This is a genomic window from Neobacillus niacini (genome assembly GCF_023715415.1).
GTDB lineage: Bacteria > Bacillota > Bacilli > Bacillales > Cytobacillaceae > Neobacillus > Neobacillus niacini_C.
Genome location: NZ_JAMBOB010000006.1, coordinates 37,892 through 61,474 on the forward strand (window position 1 = coordinate 37,892; position 23,583 = coordinate 61,474).

The following is a 23,583-nucleotide window of genomic DNA, read 5'->3' on the forward strand; positions in this document are numbered from 1 at the left end:
TACAATATTATATTAAACTCCTGACAAATAAGCAATATTCAACAAATTTTCCTGTAATCTCTTGAATATTTATCAGAATATTTGAAGGATTATTTCAAGCTTTCGTCGAATTTATTAAGAAATGTTCGATTCTTGTTAAAAGGAGTGCTGATTTTGGACAAAGTTACTTGTATTGCTTTTCTCCTGTATCATTCTTCTAAGAGTCCAGACATCCAAGAAAAAGCCATTCAATTACTGAATGGAGATGTATCCATTAGAGAATTAAAAAGAATTGCTTCCATTCAAGCCCATTTAGTAATGGCAGAATCTGCATTAAAGAAGAACACAATAGACAAAATGAAGGTTCAAAGATTCGCAGAGGAATTTTTATTACTTGAGGTCTAAGCTTCCTTCGGGAAGTTTTTTTCATAAATAAAAATTTCCTTGCCATTTTCACTAATTGCTGTTTTAATATAAAGAAATCCTAATGATTCCCAAAACTGTTTCGCCTTTACATTTTCTCTAATGACTCCAATGCGAGTCCGCGCTAACCCTCTTTCATTCATGTCACTTTCGTAAAGTGCATATGCCTGTGTTCCAAAACCAAATCCTTGGTAATCACCATGAATCATCAGAAGTCCCAGCCACGGGCATTGATCTTTTGGATTTTCCATTAAGTAATCCATAACCCCAATATAGGTATCATCCAGCTTGATAAATACACTAGTAGTGTCAGTGTTTAACAACTTTTCTTCAATTTCTGCAAGTTCCCTATGGGCACGTTCATTTTCAATGAGATTATACTGTGAATTAGAATTTATGATTTCAAGCGCAATATATAGCGTTTCTTTGGTTATCTCTTCAAAGTGTACGGACATGTTGTCCCTCCTGTTTCTGATCGTTAAAACAATTATACCAATGACTTTAAATGTCATACAAATTAAAATGAGAAAGGTGATAGTATGCTTCAAGTAAATGTTAAAGTAACCTATGAGGGAAAAAACTATTTAACAAACGTATTAGCCAACCCAAACACATCCGAAGAAGAAATTTACCGTCTAGCTTATGAACAGGTTCAAAAGCAATGGCAAAATAACTAAAACAGCGTCCTATTTCTTGGACGCTGTTTTTTGTTCTTTATTCTACATTATATAGCGTTTCCGCAACATCCTTCATTAATGGACTCAGTTCATTTGTTATAAACATATGGAGCGTGTGCATCGCACGGGTGCAGACGGTATAAAATAATTTTCGTTCACTTTCATTTCTATATTGAGAACTGTCAGATAAAATAACGGCGTCAAATTCGATTCCTTTCGCTAAATACGATGGAATTACCAAAACGCCTTTTTCATATGCGATGGTAGCCTTCTCGATTAAATGTAATGGAACTTCATCCTTAAGTGCATGATATACTTTTTTACTCTCTGCAGCCGTCCTGCAAATAACCGCAATCGTCCTATGTCCTTCTTTAAAAAACTCATTTATTTTATCCAAAATGAACCCATCTAGTAAATGTGGCTCAACTTTTTTTATTGTTGGCTTTTCACCATGTCGATTAAAAGGTTCGATGCTTTCTCCACCTTCAATCAGGGAACTGGTGAACTCTACAATCTCCTTCGTGGAACGATAGGTTTTTGTCAAAACAATTTTCTCGACGTCTTCTCCCTCTTGTGCATAATCCGAAATTACCGTAGGTGACCCTGTCGCACCTGAGAAGATAGCTTGATTGAAGTCGCCAAGAAGTGTCATTTTACTATACGGGAAGAGCCTTTCTATTAAAGCAAACTGAAAGGGTGAATAGTCCTGCGCTTCGTCAATGAAAATATGACGTATCCCTGTTGTTGATTTCCTGCCTTTCAGCAAATCCTGCAAGTAGACAAAAGGAGTTGCGTCCTCATAGGCAATTTTAAAGTCTGCTACCTTTTCAACAGTCTGTAAACAAATCTGTGTCCAGTCATCAAGAAGGACTTCGTTATTATCAGTCCCCCTTTTAAATAATTGTCTATACAATCCCTGCATATCGATAAAATTCAACCTTTTAACTCGAGTAAATAACGGTTTGAATTTTTGTTTCACAACTTTTTCAGCAAGAAATTTTTGTTCCAGTTCAAAATCATCAAAACTCTTATCCGTAAAACGGTTTTTCTCCTGCAGTTCTTGGTATACCTCTAAATAGTCCTCTTTATCAAGATATTGAACTTCTTCCTCGACCCAGCTTCTTGAACGTTCCTGTTTAACTCTTCTCTTTAACTCTCTTAATAGCCAATCTTTTACCGTCTCTAGCCGATTAGGAATGGTAAAACTATTATCTAACGAATAGAAGTAATCATAGATTGCCTCCTTAGAGATGACAATCTCGCCTCGGAAAATCAAATCTTTAAACAGCAGACCTTTCCTAGATAAATCAATGACGTACTGATCAATAACTTGTTTAAACGCTAGGCTTGATTTATAGCGGATTCCTTTGACCCGAGCTTGATAATCTGAATGCCCTTCCTTGTTGTTAAGTAAAAATTCCATCTGGTCAAAAGGATCCTCTACTTCGAATTGATTCCCGATTCGACTATTTAAATATTCCATGAAGGTAGCCTGCTCCATGTTCTCTTCCCCTAATTCAGGGAGTACCGTGGATACGTAAGAGTTAAACAATGGATTCGGTGAGAACAGCATAATATTTTCAGACTTCAACGTATCACGATACCGGTAAAGCAAATAAGCAACACGCTGAAGTGCAGCAGATGTTTTACCACTGCCTGCTACCCCTTGAACAATAAGGAGTTTACTATTCTCATTTCGAATAATTAAATTTTGTTCTCGCTGAATCGTCGCTACAATACTTTTCATTTGTGCATTAGCATTATTTCCAAGGACCTCTTGAAGCATTTCATCCCCAATCGTTACTCCTGTATCAAACATAGCTTTTATATTGGCCGCTCGAATGATAAATTGCCTTTTTAAATTCATCTCCCCTTCAATCTTACCATCCAATGTATGATAGGAAGCAGGTCCAGGAGCAAAGTCATAATAAAGACTGGAAATAGGGGCACGCCAATCATAAATTAAAAAATTCTCATCATTTTCATCCATAAGGGAAGCAATTCCGAGATAAACATGGTCAACGTTCTTCTCTCCATTTTCCAAAAAATCAATCCGACCAAAATAAGGGGAATAACTTAAGCGTTCAAGGATACGGAGCTGTTTATCCATTTGTTTATATGTTCGTTCCCGTTCTGATAACAATTCTGCCTGTTGTTTTATGCTGGCGGCTGTTTCAATAACATCATCTGGCTCATCCATATTAACCGTTACATCTTCCCAGAATGTCTTTCGAAGCTCTAGGACATCCGCACTAACTCCTCCAGTATTTTGCTGGAGTTTTTTCTTTTTTTTATCAATTTCCTTAATTACTGAACTTACTCGTTCCTGCTCCATTTGCAAGTCCGTATTCAGGGTTCCGCTCATTTGACCACTCTCCAGACAAATTTTGTTCCCTTATATATTTGACATCCACACACTTGATGTGCTAATATATTATTAGGTAATTTTTATTCTATTGAAAATAAAATCCAAAACCAAAATTTATTTTATCATGATTACCTAGTGATTTCAATATAAATCCTGCGCCCAGAAGGCGTTTTTTTTATGTCTATTCCTGATTTGTCACTATTTTGTTTCCCTTTTCAACCTCAAAATCCTGTATATTATCAGTTTTACTCCCTACATAAACCCAATCTCTAAATTTCCCATATAGTAATATCACTAAAATACGTATAGAAAAATAGTTTATACCATGAAATTTCCCCTTTGAAAGCTTAAATATTTTAAAAAACCAATCTAACCCAACGCTCATTACCAAAACCCTTATTTTTGAATTCCAATTATTCTCTTTCAAGAAGGACATAGTTGAAAAAAGAGCAAGGGAAATTGCATAAAATGGGACGATAATAAAATGCTCTGTCCATGAATGATACTTGCCAAATCCGAAACGAATCTTACGTGTTGCCGCAAAGACAAATAATAAATTGGCTTCTGTTACCATGATCATTAAAAACAGTGAAATAAAGCGAATGATTGGATTCTTCTTACTTAAAAATAGATTCCACCAATCACTGATGTTAAAGTATATAGGAATCAAAATTAAGGTGTAGACGGTTTTCCACCAATAATGTTTATATACTTTTAACCGCAAAAACAAAATCTCCACTAGTGTAAAATAAACACCACCAAGCAGTTTCCATACCCACCCTAATTTGAAAACAGTTAAGAATACAGCAGTAAATGGGACAAAAATTGCCTGTGATAATATAGCACCAAAAATATTATCAAAAAAGTTACTTTTCATCACTTTTGGTTTATACTTATAAGCTTTAAAAAGATTTAATACAAAAAACTCCAGTAAATAAGCAAAACCGATATTTGACATTAAAAGAGTAAATAAGTGCTTTTTACTTTTAGATTTATAAAAAGAAACACCAAGAAGAGTGGAGTGGATAAGGAACAAGATAATAAAGGGTATTTTATTTTGTTTTGGTTTCTTCATACACATTTCCCATTTCATTAAGCAGTATTATTGGTAGTATTTGAATTTCTACCCGTTTCATTCCAACATTTCGTCTACAACATTGAAAAAAGCTCTCCGGTAAGAGAGCTTTTAATTTTTTTTCAATTCCTCAATTTGTATGTATTTGTTGAAGTATTCCTACTTTTTAGTCGATTGTAGCATTTTCTGAGAATATTTGCAGTCAATTTTTAATATATCGATATAATAGTTAATTAACCATGATATTTTCATATAATTAATAAGATTTTACAGTATTGTTTTTCCTTGCTAAATAAAAAAATTGTTCCCCATACTCCTAGTTATTACTTCTTCTTTGGTGTTCAAATGACTTTCAAGTAAAGCACATCTAATTACTACTGTAAAATACTTTATTATTATTTTAATAATACATTTATTTTTCTTGATAATTTGCTAGTTTAGACAAAATAACCAAGTTTTTTGTCGAAACCCCATGCAATTAGACCTAAATACTAATTAAAGTGCCTAAAATTAGGGGAAATTTCCCTATTGTTTTGTCCTAATTTTCAAAATATTATATTAATACGGCCGAAAAACACTGAAATGGGGAATACATTTGAATAAGTTTATAAAAACTAGTCTTTCTTCTGTTATGCTTGCTGGTACTTTATTTGCAGGATTTCCAAGTATCGATGCTTCTTCTAAGGAAGTGGGACTTATACATAAAGCGGAAGCTTCTTCTTTTTCGTCAAACAGCTCACTAGATTTAGCAATTGTAAATGAAGAAAGATTAATAGAATCATTCATTAAACAAGGGCTGCTTTCAAAAAATGCTTCTGAAGAAGTTAAGCAAAAGTTCCTAAAAAACTACCTTGAGTTAAAAGGTAAGCAATCCAAAGTTAAGGAATCAGATCCATTAGCGGCAAAAGTAAAAAAAGCTGAAGCAGAAAAGCAAAATAACTTTAAAGAATTTAACAATGGTTTATTAAATGGAACTGGAAAGAAAAACGGACACCTAAAAGGTAATCCAGACCCAGTTCAGGAATCTGATTACACTGGTGAAGCTAGAGAAGACAAAGTTCTTGTGCTAGCTGTAGAATATTCTGACTTTGCTCATAATAACATTAAGCCTACTGAAACGGATAACTATTATCCAGATTATCCATTAGGACACTATGAAGATATGATTTTTGGTGAAGATGGTGTAGAAGGTCCAAACGGTGAAGATTTTGTCTCAATGAAACAATTTTACGAAGAGCAATCAGGCGGAACTTACTCAGTTGATGGTAAAGCCTATGGTTGGCTAAAGGTTCCTGGAACTGCTAAGTTTTATGGTGCTGATAGAGCAACCGGTGGTCATGATAATGTTACTCCAGGTGGATCAAAGCAGTTAGTAATTGATGCTTACGCAGCTGCATTAGCTGCTGGGGTTCCAGTAGAACAATATGACAATGAAGATGTTCATGATTTAGATGGAGATGGAAATATTAATGAACCCGATGGTTTAGTCGACCACTTAATGATTATCCACTCTGGTGTTGGTCAAGAAGCTGGTGGAGGTTCATTAGGAAATGATGCCATCTGGTCACACCGTTCAGCAAAATTTGTTGATAATGATGGCTTAGGGGTAGGAAAACCAGGATTTTACGATTACACAATGATGCCAGAAGACGGTGCAACGGGTGTATTTGCACATGAATACGGTCATGATTTAGGTTACCCTGATGAATATGATACCGTGTACTCTGGCACTGGTGAAGCAGTTGCTTACTGGTCAATCATGGCAAGTGGTTCATGGGCAGGTAAAATTGGCGGTACAGAACCAACTGGATTTTCTCCATTGGCAAAATCATATTTCCAATCCTATCTAGGTGGAAACTGGACAAATGACACGGTTGAATTAGATTGGAATGAAGTATCTACAAAAGGAACACAAGTTTTACTAGATCAAGCAAACTCACCAAATGGTAAAAATCCAATTGCGGCAAAAGTAAACTTGCCACAAAAGAAAACACCAGTAAACACTCCTGCTTCGGGCAGCATCGAATATTGGGGTGGACAAGCAGATGAAACGGATACAAATATGGTAACTGATGTTGATTTAACAGGCAAAACTTCTGCTACACTTACTTTTGATGCTTGGTATGATATTGAACCACAATGGGATTTCGCCTTCGTTCAAGTATCAACTGATGACGGTGCAACTTGGAATTCACTAGGAAATGGAAATACCCGTTCGGATGTTGTTCCAGAGGGTTATCCAACGATTTTAACTTCTATGCCGGGATTCACTGGTAATTCTAACGGATGGCAAGCACAATCCTTTGATTTATCAGAGTATAAAAATCAGAAAATTAAGCTTCGACTTCGATATGCAACTGACTGGGGTACCTCTTTCATTGGCTTCTTTGCTGATAATATCAAAGTGGTTGCTGATGGACAAACTCTAGTAGACGATGGCGGGGAAACTGTCACATCTCCATTTACTATAAATGGTTTTACAAAGATGGATGGAAATAAACTAACAGATCATTACTATCTCCTTGAATGGCGTAACCATAATGGTGTCGATGAAGGTCTTGCTCATATTGCGCGTGGTAAATCCCTAATGAGTTATGATGGTGGGTTAGTTGTTTGGTATGTTGATGACAGCTTTACTGATAACTGGACAGGAGAACACCCTGGTGAAGGCTTTGTAGGGGTTGTAGATGCTCATCCAAATACCGACTTACAATGGAGCTTTGCAAACGGCGCATTACCAGTTCAAGCATCTACTCGCTATCATATTGCAGATGCAGCATTTGGTTTAAATCCAACTTCTGGATTAAATCTAGACTATCCAGGTCTTCAAACATTGTTTGGTCCAAGCCAACCTGCGGTTTCCCTATTTAATGACAGCAACTCTTTTGATAATTCTTTCATGCCAGATGCTGGACGCAGCATTGGTAACTTTGGTCTTAAGGTACGTGTAAATGGACAAGCAAAAGACAAATCAGTTGGTTCGATTGTAATCTACAAATAAACGAAAAAATCTCACCTCCCTTCTATGGGGGTGAGACTTTTTATTGAGTTAATTCGGCTTTTTACTTTACATGTTCAAACAAAATCCTTGTTTGTCTGGATTTCTATCATTAATAAATATCTTTCTATCCTACAGTTCAATATAAACATAATGGCTTCACTTTCTTAAAAGAAAAAAGAGGGCCGACCATCGACCCTTATACATGTATTAAGTTGGCCTGATAACGACCCTTGTGCCGTTTGGGACCTTTTCGGCAAGCTGAAGAACATCGCGATTATGCATTCGAACGCAACCATGAGAAACTGCTTTACCTATCGAACTCGGATTATTGGTGCCATGAATACCATACCCCTGCTTTGATAACGATAACCACAATACCCCAAAAGGTCCACCTGGATTCATCTGTCGATTCACAATCACAAATTCTCCAGTCGGAGTAGCTGTGAGCATTTTTCCTACTGCAATCGGGTAGATTTTTTCAAGCTTTCCATTCCGGTATAATGAAAGTCTTCTTTTCCCAACCGAAATTTGTATCGAATAGGGAATGGTATTTGGATCTGGCAGACCAGGGATTTGAATTTTTTGTCCTACATATAATTGCTGGTGATTGACCCCTGGATTGGCTGCATAAAGACTTGCGAGGCTTACCCGATAATCCAAAGAGATTTGGTAAAGGGTATCACCCCGCTTCACAATATGAATCATGATATCCCACCTTTTTTCTTATAACATATGTTGGAGTATCATAACCGTTGCCTATAACAAAGGTGTCAAAGACCAGTTAGGTCAAAAAGAGGTGACATATCCCTTCGGACATGTTGATTATAGAAATAATCATTACTGACTGGATCATATACATAATCCATTTTCCACTCGTTAATGTTCTTGGTTATTTCTTTCATGGCTTTTACAAATAAAATAATTTCAGCATTGGTCATAATGGGATGCAGGGAAAACCGGATCCAACCTGGTTTAGTAGATAGATCCCCCTGATTAATTTTTTCAACGATTTTCTTTGAATTATTCTTGTCGATTTCCAATAAATAATGACCATATGTTCCTGCACATGAGCAGCCTCCGCGGACTTGAAAACCAAATCGATCATTTAGCAAACGGACAATAAGGTTGTAATGAATGTCTGTTATGGTAAATGAAACAATTCCGATTCGATTGCGTTGATGACTCTCTAATACATGCAGATTAGGAATATTCGCTAATCCAGATAAAAGCAGCTCTAACTGTTCTTTCTCTCTCGCTAAGATTTGTTCTATTCCCATTTGTTCCTTTAATTTAATACACAAAGCTGCCCGGATCGCCTGAAGGATTCCTGGTGTTCCTCCATCCTCACGATGCTCAATGTCTTTAATATATTGGTGACCACCCCAAGGATTTGTCCATGTCACCGTCCCCCCTCCTGGATGATCTGGCACCTTATTTGTATAAATTCTTTTATCAAAAACCAAGACACCGCTCGTACCGGGTCCACCTAAAAATTTATGTGGAGAAAAGAGAATGGCGTCGAGTTTTTCCATAGGGTCTTCTGGGTGCATATTAATCTTCACATAAGGTGCTGAGGCTGCAAAGTCAACAAAGCATAGACCTCCGTGCTGATGCATGATTTTGGCCAGCCTATGATACGGTGTCTGTATTCCCGTTACATTCGAGCATGCCGTAAAGGATCCAATCTTAATTGCTCGGTCACGGTACTGTGACAGAAGTTGTTCTAGATGATTTATATCTACTAGTCCTTCTGAGTCAGGTTTTATAATCTCAACATCTGCTAATGTCTCCAGCCAAGAGGTTTGGTTGGAATGATGCTCCATATGTGTCAGGAAAACAATCGGTTTATTCCTCTCTGAAAGTGTAATCCTGTCCTTCCATTGTTCCGGGACCCTAATTCCCATTATTCTTTGTAATTTATTCATCACAGATGTCATCCCAAATCCATCAAGAATGACCGCATCATACTCATTAGCATTAACATGTTCTTTTATGATCTTTCTTGATTGATTATAAATTCCAGTCATCATCAGACTCGTAATATTGGATTCCGTATGCGTATTTGCCATAAATGGCCCAAACACCTCTGTGATTTTTTGTTCAATTGGTCTAAATAACCTTCCACTTGCCGTCCAATCTGCATAAATAATCGGTTTTCTTCCGTATGGGGAGTCAAACTCATGGTTAATACCGATAACTTGAGACCTATATTTATGAAAATACGTCTCAAGATTATCTGGCATTGTATACCATTTACTCCCAATCCTTGCAGTAATCATACTTCGGCTCCTCTCCAATGAATCCTGCTAATTACTATATGCAACCCGCTTTTCTCTTGCCGACATTTCCCAAATTATGATAAAAAAAGCCTGATCCGAATGGACCAGACTTTTACCTTCTTTATTAGTTTGTATTTTTTGATGATTCCTTGCGATTCACTTCATCAATCTTCTGAACAAACATGTGAAAAACTCGCTGCTTTTCTTCCAAATCTTTTATATACTCTTTTAATTGGTTATAACTTTCTTCAAACGGTTTATGATACCTTTGGCGGATACTTTCAATTATCTCTTCGTTGACAGTTGATTGAATAACCTGCTTGGTAATTCCGTATTTGTATGAGTATACCTTTAATTCTTGTGCCACTTCTTCATATTCTTTATCAATTTCAGTTAGGACTATTGAAATATCATCCTTCCACTCTTCTAGTGATTTCTGTAAATAAGATTTAACCATTGTGTCTTCCATCATTGCACCCGCCCTAATAAAGTCTACTGTTACCTTCATTATAACGGTTATTGTTTACAGCCTAATTTCTAGTAGTTTACAAAGCTATATCATTAAATAGGATAATATTCCGATTTACAAGAAATAACTAGTTTAATAGATACATACTATGAAACGGCATCTATCATAATTGGGACATTTTGCGTAATATTGTTTGCATTTCCTAAATCAATATTAATATTTAAAGAATAATTTAAGGAGTTTTGATTTTTTTTAATATCGTCAGGTACATTGATTAAGAACGAAATTTTTCCAGTCTGGTTTGGACTACACTCAAGAGAACAGAAAACGGAATGACTATTTACTATTTCTTCCACAAATGCCTGGGAATCAATCCCTACTAGATCGATATCATATCTTTTTATTTTATTTTTTAACAGTCCACCTGTTATCTCAATGGTACCGTTAATAACACTTCCGGCTTCATATACCTTTTTATCCAAATGGACCATTGTTTTTGGCAAACCAATCTTTAGCTTTGTTAAATAATCTTTGAATGTCATTTTCTTCACCTGTTCCCTAAAATAGGCATAAATAAAAGACCAACAGTAAGTCAAGCTGCTTAAAGTGTTTATGAAAACAAAAAAAGCCCCCTGTACTTGGCGGTCCATGACCTCCTTCGCTTTAGCCGACGAAGTTAGCTGACGGGTAGGATGGCGAAAGAGTTTCTCATCCCTTCTACAAATTGTAGAATTAACCCCAGTAATTTGGTTCCTCCGTACCCAAAAATGATGGGTTTTGGCCGAAATATTTAATTTCTTGTTGATTATGACGCTAATTTTATCCTCAACCTGATTACTTGTAAAGAGTGATATTTGCCTAAATTAACTGCCTAATCTCCAAATTCAAATGAAAACAATGATTTTTCTAGTGTTTGCTCATGAATCATCGATATTTGAAAACTTTGTTCCATTTTTATTTTATAATTAATTTTGCAAAATCCTCTAAATTGGTTGAATACTTAACATAAAGACGTGGCAGGTAAAAATCCTCGTTTTTGATACCCTTTTTTGAATAAATTTCTGGTGTTGTTGTCAATCCAACTGAATAATACTTTTTCGTTTCTGAAGCTGTACGTTCATTAAAACTTCCATATGGGTAAGCTAAGGCAATAACAGGTTCCCCTGTTATCTTTTCTATTTTCTCCTTTGAACCTTTTAATTCATAATAGAGATTTTCAGACTTTGTCAGATCTGGATGTGTAGCTGTATGCGACTGAACAGAAATCATACCAGAGTCCGACATCATTCTTAATTCTGATTGATTTAACCGATTCATGTTACCGACAAAATCCGATATTACAAAAAAGGTTGCTGTTGGCTTAAATGTATCATCTTTTAACCTCTGAAGAATTTCAAAAGCGTTACGATTATTTTTATATCCATCATCAAAGGTAATAAAAATAGGTTTCTTGATTTTACTAAGTTCATGCCACCGTTCAAATGTTACTAACTGATATCCCTGATTTTTCAAATAGGTCATTTGCTTTTCAAAATTCTCCGGAGTTACAAATAACTCCTTAGACCCATGACCGGAATAATTATCGATTGAATGATAAACTAAAATAGGTACCTTTTGCTGTGCAAAGACCTGTTCAGGCAAGCAAAGTAGAAAGATAATAACTACTAGTCTTAACATACAGTATAGTCTCCCCTTTTTTATCAATGTTCGTTTTACCTAGTATTCCTCAATCTGTATGTTTTATCTTGTAAATAACCATGATAAACTGAAAGAACATATCTATTTTAGGAGAGATTTAATGGCTGATTATAAGGTATTATTTTTAGATATTGATGGAACCATCATTAAGCCGGATGATACCATCGAGGATACTACCATCCATTCAATTCGTCAGGTTCAAGAAAAAGGAATAGAAGTTTTTTTAGCAACCGGCAGACCTTTACACGAAATCAGGGAACTCGCGAAAGAGTTAAATGTCCATTCCCTCATTGGATACAATGGTGCGTTTGCTATTTATCAGGGTAAAGACCTGTTTCAAGAGCCAATGAACACGGAGAGTGTCAAACAATTTATTGATGTAGCAAGTAAAAATCAACATGAACTTGTCTTATATACGAAGGACCAAAATATATTCACTGATTTAGAAACAGATTGTGTGAAAGAATTCATTGAAAAGTTTCATTTACATAAAAACGACTCCTATTCACCCTCAAAGAATTATGAAGTACTCGGAATGACCTTGATCAATTTAGAATCAAAAGATGTTGCATTATATAAAAATGATGATCAAGTCCACTTATCACAAGTAAACCTTGAAGGTATGCTTCATTGTTATGACGTGATTAGAGATCAGGTCAATAAAGGCATTGGCGTTCAATATGTCCTAAAGCATCTCGGCATAAAGAAGGAAAACGCAATTGCATTCGGTGATGGGATGAATGACAAAGAAATGCTCCTGAGTGTTGGTGAAGGTTTTGCTATGGGAAATGGCCATCCAGACCTCTTTCAATATGCTAAACATAAAACCACCTCCGTAACAGATTCAGGTATCTTTAATGGTTTAAAAACATTGGGGATTATTAAGTAAACGAAAGCTGTGCATATTGCACAGCTTTTTTTGCATGAATTTGTTGCTATTTCGTGATATACGTCTTGTTTTGATAGCTTTTGTCAACCTGCAGGAAAATGGGGTGCACCTTATAGAATTTACTATCTATAGATGTTTTACCGTAAATTGGATAGAAGGGATTTGAAAACTATGAGAACTTTCACGTTAAAGGAAGTTTCCAAAAAAATAAATGTTAAGCCAGCTATTTTAAGAAAATGGGAAAAGGAACTTGAGGAATATCTTGATATTCCCAGGACCAGACAAGGTGCAAGAATTTATTCGGAGGTAGAACTCGATTTACTCTTAGATATTAAACAAATGTACGAAAACAAATTAAGTACGGAGATGATCCTACAAAACTTACGAACAAAGGATGAACCGGTAGAAAGTGAGATTTCTGAACCTCCCACCTCCTCCTTGCCAATTGTTTCAGAAGCAATTCCAGAAGTAACCAATGAGGAGATTGCCATTAAGGATACAGATCAATTCTTCGATGCGATGGATAATTATAAACAAAACTTCTTAAGTGAGGTAAAGGATGAAATTCGAAGTATCCTCCGTAAAGAGGTCGTTGAAGAGGTAAAAAAGGAGATTTCAAAAGGTACCTTCTATACAGTGAAGTCCATTTCTGATTCCATTTATAAATCGTCAGCGAATACAAAAGCAGAAATTGAGGAACTTTCGGAACACATTGAAAAGACAGCAGAACAGACGACTGAAAGACTTCATTATTTATCAAAAAGTATTGTTAATGCCTCACAGGAAACTTCAGAAGAAATTTATACATTATCAAAGCAATTATCTGAATCTACAGAGGAACTTGCTCACTACGTTGATCTTACAAACACAGAAATCAATAGTTTATCGGAAGTTATCGAAAAGGACCGTGAAAATCGCATGATAGAACGTGATCAATTCCTACATGAAATCACGCAAAGAGAAGCTGCTTTTCAGGATTTATTAATAAGCTTCCGTGATGTAGCTGCTACACGAGAAAAGAAATGGTGGAAGTTCTGGGAGTAAAACGTCACGACACTTGTTGCTAGGGTCAAATTTTTCAAGTGGAGGGAACCATTATGAACACGAGCGAAGTAGCAAAATTGTTAGGGGTGTCAGCAAGTACCATTCAACGATGGGTAAAACAGCTCGAACTGCCAATGGAGCGTAATGAACGGGGACACTATCATTTTAATAATGAGGATATTGATCTTCTAAAAAACATTCAAACACAAATACAAAATGGGACCTTACTTCAAGAAATAGCACCCGTTCAAGAGAAGAAAATTCGGAAAGGAACTGTAAAAGGAGCTCCTGAGACAAACGCGGAACTAGAAAGATTGTATACGATTGTTAGCGAATTAGAAGCAAAGGTAAATTCTAAAGCAGACTCTGTAGCCTCCTATCAGCTTCTGCAGCACCGCCGGGAAATAGAAGATTTACAGAGTCAAGTCCTAGACTTAACTAAAAAAGTGGAATCCCTGCAATCACAGCTTTATGAGAGTAAGATAACCACACCTCCTGAAAAACCTCTCGTATTCGAACAAGGAAAGCTAAATAGAAAAAAGAAGAATTTTGTTAGTTCATTATTTGGGTTTTTAGGGTAACTAGAAAAGGATAAGCACCTTGGCGCTTATGCTAGCCAAAAAAAAGAGCCGAATGTGTTAAACCACATTCGGCATTTATATTTTCAACTCAACAATTGGCCGGGTATATTTTTTTATCATATAACTGCCAAGCACCAGACAAACCACAAAGGAGAAAGCAATTAAAAATAAATAATTTTCTGAAATGGCATCCGGTAAAATAGATTGAATTGCCTTAATGATAAACCCATGGAATAAGTAAACATATAATGTTCTTTCGCCTATTTTCGTTATTCGGTACTGATTCGATGGGATTAATGGCAAGAAACCAAAAACTACAATTAAAGTTAAAATATATTGTATTCCTCGCAATAGTCCATCCGTAGGCAGCATCCCGCCCATGTTCTCATAAGAGGTGTCCCCTAACAGCCATGGTACAGCATTTTCAGGAAAACTAAATCCAAAAAATAAAAAAGTAGTAAAGATTATTACTACTCCTGCTGGAACAGCATACTTCGCCCCAATGATTCGTTTTAAATGGTCGCCTTTTAATAAGAAACCTAACAGAAAGTATGGAAAGAAAACAAATGTCCGAGAAATACTCATAAAGCTTCCTGCATGCTCAAAATAGCCAATAGCTACTCCTAAAATAACCGCAACCAACAAACCAGCCCATTTTAATCTCGCAAATACATACAGCAATAAATTCCAGAAAAATAAACTTAGTAAAAACCACAAAGACCAATGCGGCTGAAATAAATCAAATTCAAGCGTTTTTTCCTTCCCCACTAAAAAATAAAAAACTGAATAGATAATCTGAAAAATAAAATAGGGAATTAAAATTTTTTGAACAGATTTAAGTAAATACCCTTTTTTTCTAAAATCTTTAGCAAAATATCCGGATATCAAAATAAATGCTGGCATATGAAACAGAAAAATCACGGTATATAAAGTAAATAACACCTTATCTTGATCCTTATAAGGGCTAATCATATGTCCAAAAACAACAAGAAAGATTAATATGAATTTTGCATTATCAAAATACTTACTTCTATTTGTAGTCGAAGCCATCCTATCCCTCCAAACTAAAAAGATATTTCAACAAAATATTAAGATGTATATTATACACTATCTTACCTTAGTAATATTACAGAGAGATTGAATATAGGTTACTTTCTATGTCGATAAATTTACAATTTCAAAATAATAATCGTAATGTCCTATGCATATTTGACTATTGGTAATATATTCTATCACCAACTTTTAGGACCTGATGATAAAAATCACATACACAAAATATGATCCATGGTAGTATTCAGAGTAAGTTCAAAATTCTTAAACAATGAAACGGGGTTATAAATTGAATTTTCCACAATTAAAAATTGCTCATATCATGCCAAAGGTTCCAGTTTTCCAAGGAGGAATGGGTGTTGGTATTTCATTAAGCAAACTGGCTTCTGCGGTTGCAAATGCTGGCGGAGTTGGAATTATCTCAGGCACTGGTATTACAACGGATGAAATGCGTGAACATATTAGAAAAGCAAAAAGTCTTGTAAAAGATGCAGGCTATATCGGCGTAAATGTCTTGTTTGCAATGAATGATTTTGCAGAAAAAATGAAAGCTGCTCTCGAGGAAAAGGTTGATTTTATTATTTCAGGGGCAGGAATTTCAAGGGATATGTATGCATGGGGCAGACAGGCTGGCATACCCGTTATTTCCATTGTTTCTTCAGCCAAATTAGCAAGAATTTCAGAAAGGCTCGGCGCTGCAGCGGTAGTGGTGGAAGGCTTTGAAGCTGGCGGACATCTTGGAACTGATAGACCGATGTTTGACATACTGCCAGAAGTAGTGGAAGCCGTATCGATTCCTGTACTTGCAGCTGGTGGTATTATGACTGGTGAAGATATCGCCAAAGCCCTATCAATGGGAGCATCTGGGGTTCAGATGGGCACCCGATTTGTAGCAAGTGAAGAATGTGACGCTCCGCTCGCATTTAAACAGAAATATGTTGATGCACGTAAAGAGGATACTTTGTTAGTTAAAACAACGGTTGGCTTACACGGCAGAGTCATTGCGAATAACTTTTCCAAATTAATTAGTGGACCAGACAAATTAAAAATTGCCAAATGCCATGATTGTTTAAAAAATTGCTCTTATCGCTTCTGTACACTAGATTCCCTTCTAGTATCTGTTGGAGGCGATGTGGAAAATGGACTTGTGTTTGCAGGTGCCAGAGTAGATGAAATCAAGGAGATCCTTCCTGTCCAGCAAATCATGGATAATCTTACAGCAGAGTATCAAAATGCAATGAACTTAAATTAGCTTTATAAAAAAAGAGACAACCGCATTTTTGAGGTTGTCTCTTCTTATTAAGGTAAACTTTTAATTTTATTCTTGATGGATGTTCTAGGTTTAGCTTCTGGAGTTACTTCGGGATAACCAACTCCCAATACACCAATTAGATTATAGTTTTCAGGGACCTCTAGGATTTCCCGGTTTTTTGCTGAAGTTCCAATAGACGACCAGAATGTACCCACCCCTTGGGACCATGCAGCTAAATTAAAGTTTTGAACAAAACAAGCTGTCGCTAAGGCGTTTTCCTCTTTTTCAACCGCCGTTGCACCATGTTTTGAAACTACAGCCATCAGAACAGGAGCATTACCAAAATCACTCTTATGTTTAAGTTTTGCCCTCGTATCAGTACCGATAAAATATACTTCCCAGGGTTCAGTCATTCGATGATTAGGAGCCATTGTTGCAGCCTCTAACCAAGAGTATATCAAATCTAGCTCAACAGCATCTGATTTGAATTTTTTAATTGTTCGCCGGCTTTTAATGGCATCAAGAATATCCATTTAATCCCTCCATTATCTGTTGAAAATCCACATTAATCAATCATATGTTCCACTTTTTATAAATATTAACTTTTTTAATAGTAGTCTTTTGTTCCTTCTAACTGATATTTAGGCTGTATTTCTACTTCTCCTATACTGAACAAGCCTTTTTTGAATCCAAGAAAAATGAAGAAAAGTGATTGAGCAAAGAAGAATATCCCCCATCCTTGAGCTGGTATAAAGGCTGTTAATTGAGATAAGTTTGTCGCATCCCCGGCAGCGTGGGGCTGTATTAAACTAATGATGAAAATATCATATGCGGTACTCACTGATTCTACTAAAATGACAGAGGCAATTAACAACACAAGGTTATGCATTACTTTTTTGCTTCCTTTAATAAGCAAAGCAAGAAATAAAATACCAAAGGATGCAAGCCAGAATAAACCATAGGGATTTCGGACCCATAAAATAAAATTTATTAGTATTAATCCTAATAGCAAATCGATGAAAAATGTATGTTTATTTTTTTTGATTAACCAAAACGAAACATATGCCATGAACGAAGAAATCAAATAACCTGCTGCACAAGTAAAAAAGTCAATAATCCATATTGATTGTGTGCCGTGTGTAACTCCATCTGCATTCATAAACAATGAAATAGTTTCAACATTACCACCAAACAGTGCAATAAATGCGTGTCCAGATTCATGAATCACCGTATTAATAATTCGAAAATAATCACCTATTATCGGAACTTGTGTTAAGACGAATGCCAACCCAAGGAAGAGGAGAAATTTAATACTAAGCCTTTCTCTTATATAAACCAATTTACTTTCCCCCTTTTCAATTTACTTCCTTTTTTACTCCATCTTAACACTTTTCTTTATATTCTGAAAAATCTTTTGCTCTATAATCTTTTATAAAAGTGACCTACAAAAAAGTGCTTGATTCGACAAACCACCAACCTTTATGTTAAAATTAAGTTGTTGATATTTACTAAAGTGATTTTTTTAGGAGGAATGAATTTGATAGAGTTTAAAGATATTGAAAAAAAATATAGAAATAAATCGATTATAAAACCCTTCTCAATTGATATCGAAGCAGGTCAACTAGTTGTTTTTATTGGACCCAGTGGCTGTGGAAAAACTACATTACTAAAAATGATAAATAAATTAATTCAGCCATCAGCAGGAAAGATTTTTGTGAACGGTAAGGATATTTCCAACATGGATGCCATCGAGTTAAGAAGAAATATTGGCTACGTCATTCAAAATACAGGACTCTTCCCTCATATGTCGATTAGAGAGAACTTGGAATTAATCCCTAAACTTAAAGGTGAAGAACCAACTAAAATTGCTGAGAAAACAGAGGAACTTCTCCATGTAGTCGGATTAAATCCTAGCGAATTCTTAGACCGTTTTCCAAAGGAATTAAGTGGCGGACAGCAGCAAAGAGTCGGAGTAGCAAGAGCCTTTTCAACGGATTCAGATATTATCTTAATGGATGAGCCCTTTAGTGCCTTGGATCCTGTAACCAGAAACTCGCTGCAGGATGAACTCGTTCAAATGCAAAAGGAACTTAACAAAACCATCATTTTTGTCACCCATGATATGGACGAAGCAATAAAAATAGCCGACAAAATTTGTATTTTAAAAGACGGCAATATACTCCAGTTTGACACCCCTGAAAATATTCTCAAGAACCCAGCCAATGAATTTGTCGAAGGATTTATAGGAAAGAGAAGAGTTTGGAATAACCCAGAATTATTAATGGCTGAGGATATTATGATTCCTAATCCTGTAAAAATTACTACTAAGCGAACTGTATTACAGGCTATTGAGATAATGAAATCCAATAAGGTCGACAGCTTAATGGTGACGGACAAAAATAATATATTAATAGGATTGGTGACTTTAAAGGGAATTCAACTATTAAATCGAAATTCTGAGATTGATAGTGTTATGGAGAAAAATGTATTAGCTGTAACGGAGGATAGTAACTTAATTTCCATTTTAGCAACGATGAATGAACATAAAATTGGCTATGTGCCAGTTATCAATCATTCAAAGCAATTAACCGGTCTCATCACGAGAAGCAGTATTCTATCGGCTTTAAGCAGCCAACTAATTGATTTGGAGGTGGCCTTTTAATGGGTGATTTTTATAATTATTTAAGTACAAACTACGAACAGATAATAAATTTACTAGGTCAACATATTTATTTAAGTATTATTTCCGTCCTAGTTGCGGTTATTATCGGGATTCCATTAGGCATATTAATTTCACGACAGCCAAAGCTGTCAAAGCCAATTATAGGAACAACGAACGTCATACAGGCAATACCCAGCTTGGCCTTACTCGGATTCTTAATTCCTTTCATTGGTATCGGCAGTGCACCTGCGATAGTAATGGTTGTCCTTTATTCCCTTCTTCCAATCGTAAAGAACACCTATACAGGATTAACAAATATAGATCCAGACATTCTGGAAGCCGCCAAAGGTATCGGTCTGACCAAGAGTCAAACAATGAAAAAGGTTCAGCTGCCGTTAGCTTTTCCGATGATTATGGCGGGTATCAGAATTTCTGCGGTAACAGCAGTCGGATTAATGACCATCGCAGCTTTCGTTGGTGCAGGAGGACTTGGTTACCTCGTATTCTCTGGTGTACAGACCGTTGATAATTACATGATTCTTGCAGGTGCAATTCCAGCCTGTATCCTAGCCCTTTTAATCGACTTTGTTGTTGGTAAACTTGAAACGAAATTTTCCTATAGTACTAAACGAAAATCAGCATCTAAAAGTAGTGTCAAAGTAAAGCGTATCGTAATTGCAATTGCTAGTATCATCATAGTTGCTGCTGGCGCACTTACCGTTTATTCAAAGGCGAATGCTGCAGATAAAATTGTCGTAGGTTCTAAGAATTACAGTGAACAATTGATTCTTGGGAATATGCTGGCTGATATAATTGAAAGTAAGACAGATATTGAAGTAGAAAGAAAAATGAATCTCGGCGGCTCACAGGTAGCCTTTAGTGCTATCAAAAATGGAGATGTTGATATGTATGTCGAATATACAGGGACCGGCCTTGTAAATATTCTCAATCAAAGTCCACAAAGTGATCCTGATGAGGTTTATGACTATGTAAAAAAAGAATTCAAAGAGCAGTTTGCTATCGACATGTTAAAACCACTAGGATTCAATAACACTTATGCATTAGCAGTACGTCCAGATACCGCTGAACAATTTAATTTAAACACTATCTCAGATCTTGCTAAGGTAAGTGAGGACATGGTTATGGGTCCTACTATTGAATTTCCAAATCGGGAAGATGGATTAATTGGTCTTGCTAAGACCTACAATCTAAATTTTAAAGATGTAAAAGCAATAGACGGAGGATTGCGCTATACAGCGCTTGATAATCATAAGAGTGATGTCATCGATGCCTTTTCGACGGATGGATTAATAGAAGAATTTGGATTAAAGGTATTAGAGGATGATAAAAACTTCTTCCCTCCTTACTATGCTGTTCCCATTGTCAAAGAAGAGACATTAAAGGAACATCCTGAGCTTGAAGAAACACTAAATTTGCTTGCTGGTATACTGACAGATGATAAAATGCGAAAGCTTAATTACAAAGTTGACAGCCTGAAGGAATCACCAGCACAAGTAGCAAAAGAGTTTTTAAAAGAGGAAGGATTAATTAAATAATGAAAGCCGGCGCTGCCGGCTTTTTTTAATCCTCCATAAAATGAACCACTCTCTCGTACGTTTCATCATCCCCAATTATAAGAAGAACGTCTCCTTCTAGAATCAATGCGTATGGCCCTGGAGAAATTATTAATTCTCCCTTTCTCTTCATCCCAATCACAGTACCGCCTGTATTTTGCCAAAATTTAACTTCTGAAATTGTCTTTTCGATATGAACACAACCAGGAAGTACCTCTACCTCAATGGGAGCTAGTGGATTGGTATGTCGCAGCTTTGTCGAATAATCCATGATTTTTCTTACTGCATCAAAAAGCTGCTCATCTAATTTATCCCGCTCAGTAATAAGGGAATTAATTTCTTTCTCGAGGTCTTTGATGCTTGCCAAATTAGAAAAGCGATGTATGTATTTATAGGCATTTTCTCGAGAGGAAATTACAATGCCACTGCCTTTGGTTGATTGAACAATCTCGACATCTTCTAATATCTTTATCGCTCTTCTTACGGTCTCAGGAGAAACTTTATATTCACTTGCCAATGTTGATCTTCCGTGAATCCTTTCACCCACTTTGAATTTACCATCGTAAATTCGATTCGCTAAGTCGATTGCAATCCGTTCATAAGTTGGTATTTGTGCCCTTTGCATATAATCCTCCACCGAAACTAAATCAATTTTACTTTATTATTCCACTATACTCTAAAAAAATGGCAGATGCGAATAGATAGATTAAACCTCAAAAAAATGAGTGCCAGGCACCCGAGGTGACTAGCACTCATTTTTAAGAATCAAATCGTTCTAGTAATTCAATGATTACTTTAAAGTCCGAGGTGGTATCCATATAAGCATATCTGCCTTTTCCATTATAGAAATTACCCGTTTGAATAACGGGATACCCCATTTCTTCTAGAAGCTTAATTTTTTCATCCATATTTTTTATTACAAACGAAATATGATGAACACCTTCTCCATGCGTTTCAAGGTGCTTTTTCCAAGTGCTTGGAGATGTACCTGGCTCAATCAATTCAATTTGAAGCATCGGGGTGTTAATAAACATATATTTAGAATCACCTTCGGTTGGCTCTCCTTCAAAAACAACATTAGTAAGCTCGCTTGGGCCTGATTGAATAACTTGTGGTTTTTCAACACCTAATAGTTTACAGTAAGCCTCGGCTGCCGCATCGAGATCTTTTACAACAATCGCTAATTGCTCAACCTTATTCGTCCCGAGCAAGGGTTCGTAGAATTCTTTACTTGGCTCTGTATCTCGTGGTTCAGCACTTTCAAGGAGTTCTACAAGTGTTTTATGATCCTTCATGGTATCTACATATACATATCTGCCGTCGCTTGAAGTAAATTCACCACTTTGAAGTAAAGGATAGCCATTTTCCTCAAAAATTGGAAGTTTCTCCTTAATAGCATCCACATCAAATGCAATATGATGGATACCTTCTCCAACTGTATCTAAAAATTCACGCATTGTACCAGGTTCTTCGTTTGGTTCAATTAGTTCAAATTGCACGGTTGGTGTATTCATAAATACTAATTTACTTCGAGAATTCGTTGGTTTGCCGCGAAAAACCACTTTGGAAACCTCGCAATCACCAGTTAAAAACCATGCCGGTTTCGGAATTCCAAGAAGTTTAGCAAATAATTCGGATGTCTTCTCAATATCATGAACAACAAAGGCAAGTTGATTGATATCATTATTTCCAGCCAAAGGCTTCTTTTCTGTTAACGATTCAGTCAAAATGGGCACCTCTAATTCTATTTTTTCACCCTAGTCCACGGACAGATAATCCGCCATCACTAGAGATAACTTCTCCAGTAATAGCCCTTGCGTTATCGGAAGCAAGCAGCAAGTATGCTCCTACATGGTCTTCAGAGGACATTGCAATCCGAAGTGGGTTTCGTAATTTAATACTTTTTTCTTTTGTCACGTTATCTACCATTTTAACAAATGGCTTCAGCGGAGAAATGACATTTAGGGCTGTCAACGTTCCTCCCGGAGCAACAGCATTCACTCTTATTTCAGGAGCAAGCTCAAACGCAAGCTGGCGCATTAAGCCAATTTGTGCGTGTTTGCTGGCGGTGTACCAGACTCCACCCCCATCAGGATAGAACCCTGCACCTGACACAGTGAAAATCATATTTCCGCCTGTTTTCTTCAATTCCTCCACTGACGCTTTTGCCCCATTGAAATATCCTTTTACATTGATGTCAAACAGGATGTCATATGCATTTGACATTGCTTCGGGAGTAACGGTTTGGAATTTAGCAAACCCATCAAACACACCAGCATTCGCAACAAAAACATCTAACTTTCCAAATGCTTCCACCGCCATTCGAACTGCATCAGCGTGTGCTTGATAATTCGTAACATCTCCCTCGATACATTGCACAGAATCACCAAACTGCTGCTTTAGCTGATTCAGTCCCTCTAATGATTTATCAAGAACGGTAAGCACTGCCCCTTCTTTTATAAAAGCCTCTGTTACAGCCTTTCCAATACCAGAGGCACCACCGGTCAAATAAACTGATTTACCACTTAACTGAGCCATAAATACTGCTCCTTCCTGCTACTA

At 36.3% G+C, this 23,583-nt stretch carries 23 protein-coding genes and 1 riboswitch; of the genes, 9 read left to right on the forward strand and 14 right to left on the reverse strand.

The window, feature by feature from the left end:
• Positions 1-153: 153 nt before the first annotated feature.
• Positions 154-384 carry a hypothetical protein gene (locus tag M3189_RS14775; protein WP_251634849.1) on the forward strand — a complete coding sequence of 77 codons (231 nt, stop codon included), beginning with the start codon at positions 154-156 and terminating at the stop codon, positions 382-384.
• Here the strand turns inward: M3189_RS14775 and M3189_RS14780 are convergent.
• Positions 381-857: a GNAT family N-acetyltransferase gene (locus M3189_RS14780; RefSeq protein ID WP_251634850.1), complete on the reverse strand. Its 477-nt coding sequence runs from the start codon at positions 855-857 to the stop codon at positions 381-383. The genes M3189_RS14775 and M3189_RS14780 overlap by 4 nt on opposite strands.
• 84 nt (positions 858-941) lie before the next feature.
• Between M3189_RS14780 and M3189_RS14785 the strand changes: the two genes are divergently transcribed.
• Entirely contained in the window at positions 942-1,079 is a 138-nt protein-coding gene (locus M3189_RS14785; protein WP_251634851.1) for a BA3454 family stress response protein, read from the forward strand.
• A gap of 37 nt (positions 1,080-1,116) precedes the next feature.
• Here M3189_RS14785 and helD read toward each other — a convergent pair whose 3' ends face one another.
• Both helD and M3189_RS14795 read right to left on the reverse strand, forming a co-directional pair.
• Positions 1,117-3,444, reverse strand: a complete 2,328-nt coding sequence (gene helD / locus M3189_RS14790) for an RNA polymerase recycling motor HelD (protein ID WP_251634852.1) — start codon at positions 3,442-3,444, stop codon at positions 1,117-1,119.
• A gap of 184 nt (positions 3,445-3,628) precedes the next feature.
• Positions 3,629-4,522 carry a hypothetical protein gene (locus M3189_RS14795; protein ID WP_251634853.1) on the reverse strand — a complete coding sequence of 298 codons (894 nt, stop codon included), beginning with the start codon at positions 4,520-4,522 and terminating at the stop codon, positions 3,629-3,631.
• Between the two features lie 595 nt (positions 4,523-5,117).
• Here M3189_RS14795 and M3189_RS14800 point away from each other — a divergent pair.
• Positions 5,118-7,523, forward strand: coding sequence for an immune inhibitor A domain-containing protein (locus M3189_RS14800; RefSeq protein ID WP_251634854.1), 2,406 nt, complete (start codon positions 5,118-5,120; stop codon positions 7,521-7,523).
• 207 nt (positions 7,524-7,730) lie between these two features.
• On the opposite strand, the gene M3189_RS14805 is transcribed toward M3189_RS14800, so the two are convergent.
• From M3189_RS14805 to M3189_RS14825, 5 genes are all read right to left on the reverse strand, one after another.
• A complete protein-coding gene (locus tag M3189_RS14805) occupies positions 7,731-8,228 on the reverse strand; it encodes a L,D-transpeptidase family protein (protein WP_251634855.1) in 498 nt (165 codons plus the stop codon).
• A gap of 65 nt (positions 8,229-8,293) precedes the next feature.
• Complete coding sequence (locus M3189_RS14810) at positions 8,294-9,802, reverse strand: aminotransferase class V-fold PLP-dependent enzyme (RefSeq protein ID WP_251634856.1); 1,509 nt, start codon at positions 9,800-9,802, stop codon at positions 8,294-8,296.
• Between the two features lie 124 nt (positions 9,803-9,926).
• Positions 9,927-10,310, reverse strand: a complete 384-nt coding sequence (locus M3189_RS14815) for a hypothetical protein (protein WP_435368089.1) — start codon at positions 10,308-10,310, stop codon at positions 9,927-9,929.
• Positions 10,311-10,417: 107 nt separating this feature from the next.
• Positions 10,418-10,813 (reverse strand): sporulation protein, encoded by a 396-nt coding sequence (locus M3189_RS14820; RefSeq protein ID WP_251634857.1) that lies wholly within the window; start codon positions 10,811-10,813, stop codon positions 10,418-10,420.
• 108 nt (positions 10,814-10,921) lie between these two features.
• Positions 10,922-11,064, reverse strand: a riboswitch (cyclic di-AMP (ydaO/yuaA leader).
• Positions 11,065-11,225: 161 nt separating this feature from the next.
• Complete coding sequence (locus M3189_RS14825; protein WP_251634858.1) at positions 11,226-11,948, reverse strand: polysaccharide deacetylase family protein; 723 nt, start codon at positions 11,946-11,948, stop codon at positions 11,226-11,228.
• Positions 11,949-12,069: 121 nt separating this feature from the next.
• Between M3189_RS14825 and M3189_RS14830 the strand changes: the two genes are divergently transcribed.
• The 3 genes from M3189_RS14830 (at position 12,070) to M3189_RS14840 (ending at position 14,483) form a co-directional block, all read left to right on the forward strand.
• Positions 12,070-12,858, forward strand: coding sequence for a Cof-type HAD-IIB family hydrolase (locus M3189_RS14830; protein WP_251634859.1), 789 nt, complete (start codon positions 12,070-12,072; stop codon positions 12,856-12,858).
• A 171-nt stretch (positions 12,859-13,029) separates the two neighbouring features.
• Positions 13,030-13,902, forward strand: coding sequence for a MerR family transcriptional regulator (locus M3189_RS14835; protein ID WP_251634860.1), 873 nt, complete (start codon positions 13,030-13,032; stop codon positions 13,900-13,902).
• Between the two features lie 53 nt (positions 13,903-13,955).
• Positions 13,956-14,483, forward strand: coding sequence for a MerR family transcriptional regulator (locus tag M3189_RS14840; protein ID WP_251634861.1), 528 nt, complete (start codon positions 13,956-13,958; stop codon positions 14,481-14,483).
• A gap of 75 nt (positions 14,484-14,558) precedes the next feature.
• Here the strand turns inward: M3189_RS14840 and M3189_RS14845 are convergent, their stop codons facing one another.
• A complete protein-coding gene (locus tag M3189_RS14845) occupies positions 14,559-15,533 on the reverse strand; it encodes an acyltransferase family protein (protein ID WP_251634862.1) in 975 nt (324 codons plus the stop codon).
• Positions 15,534-15,804: 271 nt separating this feature from the next.
• Between M3189_RS14845 and M3189_RS14850 the strand changes: the two genes are divergently transcribed.
• On the forward strand, positions 15,805-16,785 hold the full coding sequence (locus M3189_RS14850; RefSeq protein ID WP_251634863.1) for an NAD(P)H-dependent flavin oxidoreductase: 981 nt from the start codon (positions 15,805-15,807) through the stop codon (positions 16,783-16,785).
• 47 nt (positions 16,786-16,832) lie between these two features.
• On the opposite strand, the gene M3189_RS14855 is transcribed toward M3189_RS14850, so the two are convergent.
• On the reverse strand, positions 16,833-17,318 hold the full coding sequence (locus M3189_RS14855; protein ID WP_251634864.1) for a nitroreductase family protein: 486 nt from the start codon (positions 17,316-17,318) through the stop codon (positions 16,833-16,835).
• A gap of 74 nt (positions 17,319-17,392) precedes the next feature.
• Positions 17,393-18,124 (reverse strand): M50 family metallopeptidase, encoded by a 732-nt coding sequence (locus M3189_RS14860; RefSeq protein ID WP_251634865.1) that lies wholly within the window; start codon positions 18,122-18,124, stop codon positions 17,393-17,395.
• A 192-nt stretch (positions 18,125-18,316) separates the two neighbouring features.
• Between M3189_RS14860 and M3189_RS14865 the strand changes: the two genes are divergently transcribed.
• Positions 18,317-19,447, forward strand: coding sequence for an ABC transporter ATP-binding protein (locus M3189_RS14865; RefSeq protein ID WP_251634866.1), 1,131 nt, complete (start codon positions 18,317-18,319; stop codon positions 19,445-19,447).
• Positions 19,447-21,003, forward strand: coding sequence for a glycine betaine ABC transporter substrate-binding protein (locus M3189_RS14870; RefSeq protein ID WP_251634867.1), 1,557 nt, complete (start codon positions 19,447-19,449; stop codon positions 21,001-21,003). The genes M3189_RS14865 and M3189_RS14870 overlap by 1 nt, the downstream gene beginning before the upstream one ends.
• A gap of 25 nt (positions 21,004-21,028) precedes the next feature.
• On the opposite strand, the gene M3189_RS14875 is transcribed toward M3189_RS14870, so the two are convergent.
• The 3 genes from M3189_RS14875 to M3189_RS14885 form a co-directional block, all read right to left on the reverse strand.
• The gene (locus M3189_RS14875; RefSeq protein ID WP_251634868.1) at positions 21,029-21,646 is read right to left on the reverse strand and encodes a TrkA C-terminal domain-containing protein; all 618 of its coding nucleotides are present in this window, start codon (positions 21,644-21,646) and stop codon (positions 21,029-21,031) included.
• 133 nt (positions 21,647-21,779) lie between these two features.
• Entirely contained in the window at positions 21,780-22,748 is a 969-nt protein-coding gene (locus tag M3189_RS14880; RefSeq protein WP_251634869.1) for a VOC family protein, read from the reverse strand.
• A 25-nt stretch (positions 22,749-22,773) separates the two neighbouring features.
• Positions 22,774-23,559, reverse strand: a complete 786-nt coding sequence (locus M3189_RS14885) for an SDR family NAD(P)-dependent oxidoreductase (RefSeq protein ID WP_251634870.1) — start codon at positions 23,557-23,559, stop codon at positions 22,774-22,776.
• Between the last annotated feature and the right edge of the window lie 24 nt (positions 23,560-23,583).

Bases quoted from the DNA above. Each gene is read 5' to 3' on its own strand.
- M3189_RS14780 (WP_251634850.1), bottom strand. From the start codon at position 857: ATGTCCGTACACTTTGAAGAGATAACCAAAGAAACGCTATATATTGCG.
- M3189_RS14785 (WP_251634851.1), top strand. From the start codon at position 942: ATGCTTCAAGTAAATGTTAAAGTAACCTATGAGGGAAAAAACTATTTA.
- helD (WP_251634852.1), bottom strand. From the start codon at position 3,444: ATGAGCGGAACCCTGAATACGGACTTGCAAATGGAGCAGGAACGAGTA.
- M3189_RS14795 (WP_251634853.1), bottom strand. From the start codon at position 4,522: ATGAAGAAACCAAAACAAAATAAAATACCCTTTATTATCTTGTTCCTT.
- M3189_RS14805 (WP_251634855.1), bottom strand. From the start codon at position 8,228: ATGATTCATATTGTGAAGCGGGGTGATACCCTTTACCAAATCTCTTTG.
- M3189_RS14810 (WP_251634856.1), bottom strand. From the start codon at position 9,802: ATGATTACTGCAAGGATTGGGAGTAAATGGTATACAATGCCAGATAAT.
- M3189_RS14815 (WP_435368089.1), bottom strand. From the start codon at position 10,310: ATGAAGGTAACAGTAGACTTTATTAGGGCGGGTGCAATGATGGAAGAC.
- M3189_RS14820 (WP_251634857.1), bottom strand. From the start codon at position 10,813: ATGACATTCAAAGATTATTTAACAAAGCTAAAGATTGGTTTGCCAAAA.
- M3189_RS14825 (WP_251634858.1), bottom strand. From the start codon at position 11,948: ATGTTAAGACTAGTAGTTATTATCTTTCTACTTTGCTTGCCTGAACAG.
- M3189_RS14830 (WP_251634859.1), top strand. From the start codon at position 12,070: ATGGCTGATTATAAGGTATTATTTTTAGATATTGATGGAACCATCATT.
- M3189_RS14835 (WP_251634860.1), top strand. From the start codon at position 13,030: ATGAGAACTTTCACGTTAAAGGAAGTTTCCAAAAAAATAAATGTTAAG.
- M3189_RS14840 (WP_251634861.1), top strand. From the start codon at position 13,956: ATGAACACGAGCGAAGTAGCAAAATTGTTAGGGGTGTCAGCAAGTACC.
- M3189_RS14845 (WP_251634862.1), bottom strand. From the start codon at position 15,533: ATGGCTTCGACTACAAATAGAAGTAAGTATTTTGATAATGCAAAATTC.
- M3189_RS14850 (WP_251634863.1), top strand. From the start codon at position 15,805: ATGAAACGGGGTTATAAATTGAATTTTCCACAATTAAAAATTGCTCAT.
- M3189_RS14855 (WP_251634864.1), bottom strand. From the start codon at position 17,318: ATGGATATTCTTGATGCCATTAAAAGCCGGCGAACAATTAAAAAATTC.
- M3189_RS14865 (WP_251634866.1), top strand. From the start codon at position 18,317: ATGAATTTGATAGAGTTTAAAGATATTGAAAAAAAATATAGAAATAAA.
- M3189_RS14870 (WP_251634867.1), top strand. From the start codon at position 19,447: ATGGGTGATTTTTATAATTATTTAAGTACAAACTACGAACAGATAATA.
- M3189_RS14875 (WP_251634868.1), bottom strand. From the start codon at position 21,646: ATGCAAAGGGCACAAATACCAACTTATGAACGGATTGCAATCGACTTA.
- M3189_RS14885 (WP_251634870.1), bottom strand. From the start codon at position 23,559: ATGGCTCAGTTAAGTGGTAAATCAGTTTATTTGACCGGTGGTGCCTCT.